General features: G+C 70.7%; 6 protein-coding genes. All 6 read left to right on the top strand.

The annotated features are described in order from the left end of the window. The coding region (locus GXP76_RS32465; RefSeq protein WP_308354275.1) for an MFS transporter at positions 1-1,560 on the top strand (1,560 nt) is incomplete at its 5' end. Between the two features lie 114 nt (positions 1,561-1,674). Beyond that, positions 1,675-3,108 (top strand): DUF2252 domain-containing protein, encoded by a 1,434-nt coding sequence (locus GXP76_RS32460; protein ID WP_242575201.1) that lies wholly within the window; start codon positions 1,675-1,677, stop codon positions 3,106-3,108. Positions 3,109-3,336: 228 nt separating this feature from the next. Then, positions 3,337-4,368: a LacI family DNA-binding transcriptional regulator gene (locus GXP76_RS32455; RefSeq protein WP_242575200.1), complete on the top strand. Its 1,032-nt coding sequence runs from the start codon at positions 3,337-3,339 to the stop codon at positions 4,366-4,368. A 17-nt stretch (positions 4,369-4,385) separates the two neighbouring features. After that, a complete protein-coding gene (locus tag GXP76_RS32450) occupies positions 4,386-5,618 on the top strand; it encodes a sugar ABC transporter substrate-binding protein (RefSeq protein WP_242575199.1) in 1,233 nt (410 codons plus the stop codon). 7 nt (positions 5,619-5,625) lie between these two features. Beyond that, a complete protein-coding gene (locus GXP76_RS32445) occupies positions 5,626-6,636 on the top strand; it encodes a carbohydrate ABC transporter permease (protein ID WP_242575198.1) in 1,011 nt (336 codons plus the stop codon). Between the two features lie 14 nt (positions 6,637-6,650). Beyond that, complete coding sequence (locus GXP76_RS32440) at positions 6,651-7,469, top strand: carbohydrate ABC transporter permease (RefSeq protein WP_242575202.1); 819 nt, start codon at positions 6,651-6,653, stop codon at positions 7,467-7,469. Positions 7,470-7,511 lie beyond the last annotated feature (42 nt).

Raw genomic sequence — 7,511 nt, 5'->3', positions numbered from 1 at the left:
GGGCTCGCCGGTTCTGCCTGGTCAACGCCCTGCCCGCGTTCGTTCCCCGTTGCCCGCACGCCGGCCCCGGAGGCGTACTTGCGCGTCAGCCCACCGTCGACCCGTCTGTTCACCCGGCTGCCGCTGGCCGGCAACTACCCGGCGGCCGTCGCCCTCGCGCTGCTCGCGCTGAGCCCGTACCTGATCCTCACCACCGCCACCTCCCTGGCGGAGCCGCAGATCATCGGGGGCATCGGCGCCACGGTGTACGAACTCCAGCTCAGCAGCGGCATGTCGAACGCGGCGTACGCCTTCGGTGCGGTCGCCGCCGCCGACCTCGTCCAGCGCTTCGCACGGCGGCGGGTCTACCTCATCTGCGAATGCGGCTTCGTGCTGAGTTCGGTGCTGGCGCTCAGTGCGCAGAACATCGGCATGTTCGCCGCCGGACTGGTGCTCCAGGGCCTGTTCACCGGCATGCTGCTGGTCGCCGCGCTGCCGCCGCTGATCATCGGCCACCCCATCGGCAGACTCCAGACGACCGCCGCCGTCGTCAGTCTCGGGCTCTTCGGGATGGTGGCCTTCGGGCCGCTGGTGGGCGGGCTCGTCGGCTCGCTCGGGGGCTGGCGGCCGCTGTTCGCGGGCGTCGGCACCCTGGCGCTGATCGGACTGTTCATCGGCTCCCTGACCTTCGAGGGCAACGACCCGCCGGACCGCCGGGCGAAGTTCGACTGGACCGCGATCCCGCTCGCCTTCGGCACCACCGCGCTGCCGTTCTTCGGTGTCGCGTGGCTGACGCGCGGCGATTTCAGCGACCCCGAGTTCTACGTGCCGGTCGTCGTCGGACTGACCTGCGGGGTCTTCCTGGTGGGCGGTCAGTACCGCAAGGCCCATCCGCTGATGCCGGTGCGCCCCATCAGCAACACCCTGCCGGTCGTCGGCACGCTCAACGCGATGCTCGTCGGGGCGTGCTTCACCACCCTGCTGGAGCTGATCGAGGTCTATCTGACCAGGGAGGCGGGCTACTCCCCGCTACGGATCGGGGCCCTCGTCACACCCCAGATCCTCGGTGTCGTCATCGCGGCCCTGCTGTTCCGCCGGCTGATGTCGACCCGCTGGACCCCTTTCCTGGCCCTGTGCGGCACCATCAGCGTGGCCATCGGCGCCGCCGTCCTGCTGGCCGCCTCCACGTCGAGCGCCTCGGCGACCGTCCCCGTCGCCTCGTTCTTCCTCGGTTTCGGCGCGGGCGCGGGCGTCACGCCGGGACTCTTCCTGGCCGGTTTCTCCGTCCCCGCCGCGCAGATCGGCCCTACCTTCGCCCTGGTCGAGCTGCTCCGCTCGGAGGCGGCGTTCCTGATCGGTCCCGTCCTGCTGCACTTCGCGCTCGTCCAGGGGCTCGCCGACGGGTTCCACCAGGCGGTGGGGATCACGCTGGGGATCACCGTGGTCGGCACGCTGGGCCTGGTGGTCCTCTACGTCCTGGGCGGCGCCCGCCCGGAGGCACCGGACCTGGTGTCCTGGCACGCGGGTACGTCGACGGGCTACCACTCGCCCGCGCTGCTGGCGGCCGTCCGCAACCGCTGACCGCGCTGCGACCGCCTCCGCCGACCGCCGCCCCCGGGCCCGCCGACGTGCGGGGCGCCGAGGGGCACCGGATAGTGGATGGGCGGGGCGGGCTCTTCGAGCGGAGGCGCAGCGATGAGCAAGCGAGGCCGGAATTCCGGTACCGCCGTGCGGCGGCGGGCCCCGTATCTGACCCCCCGCGAGCGGGCCGAGGAGGGGAAGGCGGCGCGCAAGAGCGCGCCGAGGAAGAGCCACGCGGGGTTCGAGCCCGCCCGAGGCCGGCCCGACCCGGTGTCGGTCGTCGACGCGCAGTCCCGGACGCGGGTGCCGGAACTCGTACCGATCCGGTACGGGCGGATGACGGAGTCACCCTTCCGCTTCTACCGCGGCGCCGCCGCGATCATGGCGGGTGATCTGGCCGGGACGCCCGACACGGGCCTGACGGCGCAGCTCTGCGGGGACGCGCATCTGATGAACTTCCGGCTGCTCGGCTCGCCCGAACGCCGGCTGGTGTTCGACATCAACGACTTCGACGAGACGCTGCCGGGGCCCTGGGAGTGGGACGTCAAACGGCTGGCCGCGAGCCTGGTGATCGCCGCGCGGGAGAACGGATTCTCCGCCAAGGACAGGGCGATGATCGTGGGCACGGCCGTACGGTCGTACCGCGAGCGCATGCGCCTGTTCGCCGGGATGGGCAACCTCGACGTCTGGTACACGCGGGCCGACATGGCGGAACTCCAGCCGCTGGCCGACCGGGAGCTGCGGGCGAAGGGCCGGAAGCGGCTGTCCGCGACGATGGCGAAGGCGCGAACCCGCGACAGCCTCCAGGCGTTCGAGAAGCTGACGCGCGTACGTGACGGGGAGCGCCGCTTCACACCCGATCCGCCGCTCCTCGTGCCGGTCGACGATCTGCTGCGGGGCGTGCGGCGCGACACGTTCGTCACCGAACTCCACGAGCTGGTCGAGCGGTACGGCAGGAGCCTGTCGACCGAGCGCCGGCATCTGCTCCGGCAGTACCGGGTGGTCGACATCGCCCGCAAGGTGGTCGGCGTGGGCAGTGTGGGGACGCGCTGCTGGATCCTGCTCCTGCTGGGCAAGGACGACACGGACCCGCTGATCCTCCAGGCGAAGGAGGCGGACCGCTCGGTGCTCGCCGAGCACGCGGGCCGCAGCGAGTACCGCAACCAGGGGCAGCGCGTCGCCGCCGGGCAGCGGCTCATGCAGGCCGTGGGCGACGTGTTCCTGGGATGGGACCGGGTACGGGGGCAGGACGGGCGCCAACGGGACTTCTACGTACGGCAGTTGCACGACTGGAAGGGCATCCTGGTGCCGCAGGAGATGGTGCCCAACGGGATGCGGGTGTTCGGCGAACTGTGCGGCGCGACCCTCGCCCGCGCGCACGCCCGGTCGGGCGACCGGATCGCCATCGCCGCGTATCTGGGCGGCGGCCCCGCGTTCGACGACGCGCTGATCGAGTTCGCGGAGGCGTACGCCGACCAGAACGAGCGCGATCACGCCGCGCTGGTGAAGGCGGTGAAGTCGGGGCGGGTGAAGGCGACGTCGGGCTGACCCGGCCACGGAACCCCGGTCCCGGTGCACCGCACCGGGCCGTGTCCGGCACATGACGCCACCCGTCCGCGAGGCCGGACCGGAGTGCCCGCCCCCGGATTTGGCATGGCAGGAAACAAATCTTGTCCCGACTCTTGCCCACCCCTCCCGGACCGCCCTAATGTGACGCCCACGTAAACATTGTCGAATCGATTCGACGAATCGATTCGACACGGGCTGGGGAGCGGCGTGGCCACCATCAAGGACGTAGCGCAGCGGGCCGGCGTGGCCCCCAGCACCGTCTCGTACGTGCTCAGCGGGTCCCGCAAGATCTCCGAGGAGACCCGGATCGCGGTCCGCGCCGCCGTCGAGGAACTCGGCTACCACCCGCGCGCCAGCGCCCGTACGCTGCGCAGCGCCCGCAGCAACGTCCTGGCACTGGCCGTGCCCCGGCAGCCCGGCAAGTACCGGGGCGCGGACGGCACGTTCGCCATAGACATCAGCGACGCGGCGCGCGACCACGGCTACGACGTCGTGCTGATCACCGATCTGGACGGCGTCGCCGCCATGAGCCGGGTCGTCGGCAGCGGAATGGCCGACGCGGCCGTACTGATGGCCGTTCAGGAGCGGGACGAGCGCGCCGCCGCCCTGCGCGAGAAGGCGTTCCCCGCCGCGCTGCTCGGCCGCGGCGAGGACGAGCCCGGTCTGCCCTGGGTCGACCTCGACTGGGAGGCGGCCGTGGCCCTCGCCCTGCGGGAGACCGTGGCGGCCGGTCACCGGCACATCGTCTTCCTGTCGTCAGCCGACCACGAGATCGCCTCCCGGCGCGGTTACGCCCTGCGGGGTCTGGCCGGTGCCCGGCTCGCCGCCCGCGAGAACACCGCCGACATCCGCGTCGTTCCCTCCAGCGGTGAGCCCGAGAAGCTAACCCGCACCCTGCGTGAGGCACTGACCGCCCGGCCCGCTCCCACCGCGCTCGTCGTCCAGCACCTGATCCTGCTGCCGCACCTGCTGGACGAGATCGCCGCCGCCGGACTGCGCGTCCCCGAGGACCTGGCCGTCGTCCTCGTCGGCGGCTTCCCCGACGACCCGGGCGGCCGGCCGCTGCCCCGTATCGAACTTCCCGTGCGGGAGATGTCCGCCGCCGTGGTCCGGCTCGCGCTCGGTGCCGTGGGCGGCGACGGCACCCTCCCCCCGGGAGAACAACCCCCACACCGGCTGATCACCCCCCTGATGGCGACGGGAAGCGTGATCTGCCCTCCTTCGGAGCCGTCTTCGTGAACGGAGAGCCCACCACCATGCAACGCCCAAGAGGCATACGGGTGATCGCGACCGCCACGGCCGCGATCTTCCCCGTCGCACTGGGTCTGACGGGATGCGCCGCCACCCCCGACCCGGGCACCGTCACCGTGCTCAACTCGGCCACCGACGCCGCCGAACACGGTGCGAACCAGAAGTTCTTCGACCGCTGCGCCGAGCCGCTGGGCCTGAAGGTCGAGCAGATCAGCGTGCCCGCGGACACCGTCGCCTCGAAGGCCCTGCGGATGGCGTCCTCCGACTCCCTGACCGACATCCTGGAACTGGACGGCTCGGAACTGCCCCAGTTCGCGGAGACCGGCGGGCTGCGCCCCCTGGACGAAGTGGGCCTGGACGCCACCGGATTCTCCGACAGCGCCACCTCGCTCGGGAGTTACGACGGGACGCAGTACGCCGTGGCCCGCTCTGTGAACTCCCTCGCGCTGCTCTACAACAAGGACCTGCTGCGTGAAGCGGGCGTCGAACCGCCCACCACCTGGGCCGAGTTGCGCGATACGGCGAAGAAGCTGACGTCGGGCGACACCTACGGCATGGCCTTCAGCGCCAGCCCGAACGCCGACGGCGTCTATCAGTTCCTGCCGTTCTTCTGGTCGGGCGGCGGCGACGAGGCACGGCTGGACAACGGCAAGGGCGAGGCCGCCCTGACCCTGTGGAAGGAACTGCTCGGCGACAGGTCCGTGTCGAAGTCGGTCGTCAACTGGAACCAGCAGGATGTCAACGACCAGTTCGTCGCGGGCCGCGCGGCCATGATGATCAACGGGCCGTGGCAGGTGCCGGTGCTCGGCGCGCAGGACAAGGTCGACTGGGCCGTCGCCACCATCCCCGTTCCCGAGGCCGGCCAGGACGCGGTCGCGCCGATCGGCGGCACGGTGATGGCCGTGCCCAAGAGCGACGACAGCGCGCGCGAGAGGAACGCGGGGAAGATCCTCACCTGTCTGAACAGCGAGAAGAACCAGCTCGCGTGGGGTGAGTCGGTGAACAACGTGCCCACCAAGGCGGCCGCGGCGGCGTCGTACGCCGAGAAGTACCCGCGACTGGCCCCGTTCGTCGATCTGGTGGCCACGGCACGCTCCCGTACCGCCGAGGTCGGCACCCGCTGGCCGGTGGTCAACGACGCGCTCGCCGGAGCCTTCCAGTCGGTGCTGACCGGCGGGGCGGGGCCGGAACAGGCCCTCAGGAACGCCCAGCGCCAGGCATCGGCCGGGGAGAAGTGAGGACACCATGACCACCGCCGTCCCCTCCGCCGGGTCCTTCGACCCCGCCGCCGGCCCGTCCGCGGACTCCGCTTCCGGCTCCACCGGCGCACCGGCGAAAACCGTCCCTCCCGCGCCCGACAGGCCCCGCCGCGACCGGCATTCACTGCTGCGCTGGCTGTTCGTCCTGCCGGCGCTGCTCTACATGGCGCTGTTCTTCGGCTATCCGCTGGTGCGCAACGTCGTCATGAGCTTCCAGCGGTACACACCGACGACGTACTTCACCGGCGAGGCGCCCTTCACCGGGCTGGACAACTGGCGCGCGGTGTTCGCCGACGAACTGTTCGCCGACTCGCTCTGGCACACCGCGGTGTTCACCGTCGGCTCGCTCGCCGGCCAGTTCACCATCGGCCTCGCGCTCGCCGTCTTCTTCTCCCGCCGCTTCCGGCTCTCCGGTGTCATCCGGGCGGTCCTGCTGCTGCCCTGGCTGGTCCCCATGGTCGTGTCCGCCGTCGTCTGGCGACGCGTGCTCGACCAGGACCACGGCATCCTCAACAGCGCGCTCCAGGCCGTCGGCCTGGCCGACGGCGGGGTGCCGTGGCTGAGCAGCCCCAGCGTGGCGCTGCTCTCGGCGATCATGGTCAACATCTGGATCGGCATCCCGTTCAACATGGTGATCCTCTACGGCGGACTCCAGGAGATCCCGCGCCAGCTCTACGAGGCGGCGGCCCTGGACGGCGCGAGCCCGTGGCGCGCGTTCCGCAGAGTCACCCTGCCGCTGCTGCGGCCGGTGATCACCGTCGTACTGGTGCTCGGCTTCATGTCCACGGTCAAGATCCTCGACCTGATCCTGGCACTGACCTCGGGCGGCCCCGCCGACTCCACCCAGACCCTGGGCACCGTCACCTACCAACTCTCCTTCCTCCAGCTCGACTTCGGACAGGGCGCCGTCGTCGGCAACGTCCTCATCGTCATCAGCGCGGTCTTCGCCGTGCTCTATCTGCGGGCCAACCGGGCCGACTTCGGAACGGGGAAGTGATCCGAGTGACACCGATGAAGCGGTCCTCGTCCCTGCGCGGCGCCTGGAACACCACCGCCGCCCTGCTCATCCTCGGTTTCCTGCTCTTCCCGGTGTACTGGATGCTCAACACCGCGCTCCAGCCGGACACGAGCATCACGGCCACCGAGTGGTTCCCCACCTCCCTCAGCCTGTCCAACTTCGACGCGGCCGTCAGCAGCCAGGGCAAGTCCCTGCTGACCAGCCTCGTCGTGGCGCTCGGCGCGGTCGTGGTCTGTCTGGCGCTGGCCGCCCCCGCGGCGTACGGGCTGGCGCAGTTCGGTCTGCGCGGCGGCCGGAGCATCGTCTTCACCACGCTCATCACCCAGATGGTGCCGGGCATCGTGATCGCCAACGCCCTGTACAGCGCCTACGCGCAACTGGGCCTCGTCAACTCGTATCTCGGGCTGATCCTCGCCGACGCGTCGCTCGGCCTGCCGTTCTCGATCGTGCTGCTGCGCGCGTTCATGGTGTCCATACCGGGTGAGGTCGTCGAGGCCGCGCTGGTCGACGGCGCCAACCGATTCACGGCCTTCGTGCGCATCGTGCTCCCGATGAGCCGCAACGCGCTGATCACCGCCGGCCTGTTCACGTTCCTCTTCGCCTGGTCGGACTTCATGTTCGCCCTGACCCTCAACACCACCGACGACGTCAAGCCGATCACCCTCGGCATCTACCAGTTCGTCGGAGCCCATGTCAGCGACTGGGGCGCCGTGATGGCGACCGCCGTGCTGTCGGCCGTACCGGCGGCGATCCTGCTCGTCGTCGCCCAGAAGTACATCGCCGCCGGTATCTCCGGCGGCTCCATCAAGTGAAGGCACCTCCTCCTGATGAGTTCCACCGACGACCGCCCGGTG

It is taken from the genome of Streptomyces sp. NP-1717 (assembly GCF_022695985.1).
Classification (GTDB): domain Bacteria; phylum Actinomycetota; class Actinomycetes; order Streptomycetales; family Streptomycetaceae; genus Streptomyces.
The sequence above is the reverse complement of the archived record's forward strand: the minus strand, read 5'-3'. Positions and strand labels throughout refer to the sequence as shown.

Bases quoted from the DNA above. Each gene is read 5' to 3' on its own strand.
- GXP76_RS32445 (WP_242575198.1), top strand. From the start codon at position 5,626: ATGACCACCGCCGTCCCCTCCGCCGGGTCCTTCGACCCCGCCGCCGGC.
- GXP76_RS32440 (WP_242575202.1), top strand. From the start codon at position 6,651: ATGAAGCGGTCCTCGTCCCTGCGCGGCGCCTGGAACACCACCGCCGCC.
- GXP76_RS32460 (WP_242575201.1), top strand. From the start codon at position 1,675: ATGAGCAAGCGAGGCCGGAATTCCGGTACCGCCGTGCGGCGGCGGGCC.
- GXP76_RS32450 (WP_242575199.1), top strand. From the start codon at position 4,386: ATGCAACGCCCAAGAGGCATACGGGTGATCGCGACCGCCACGGCCGCG.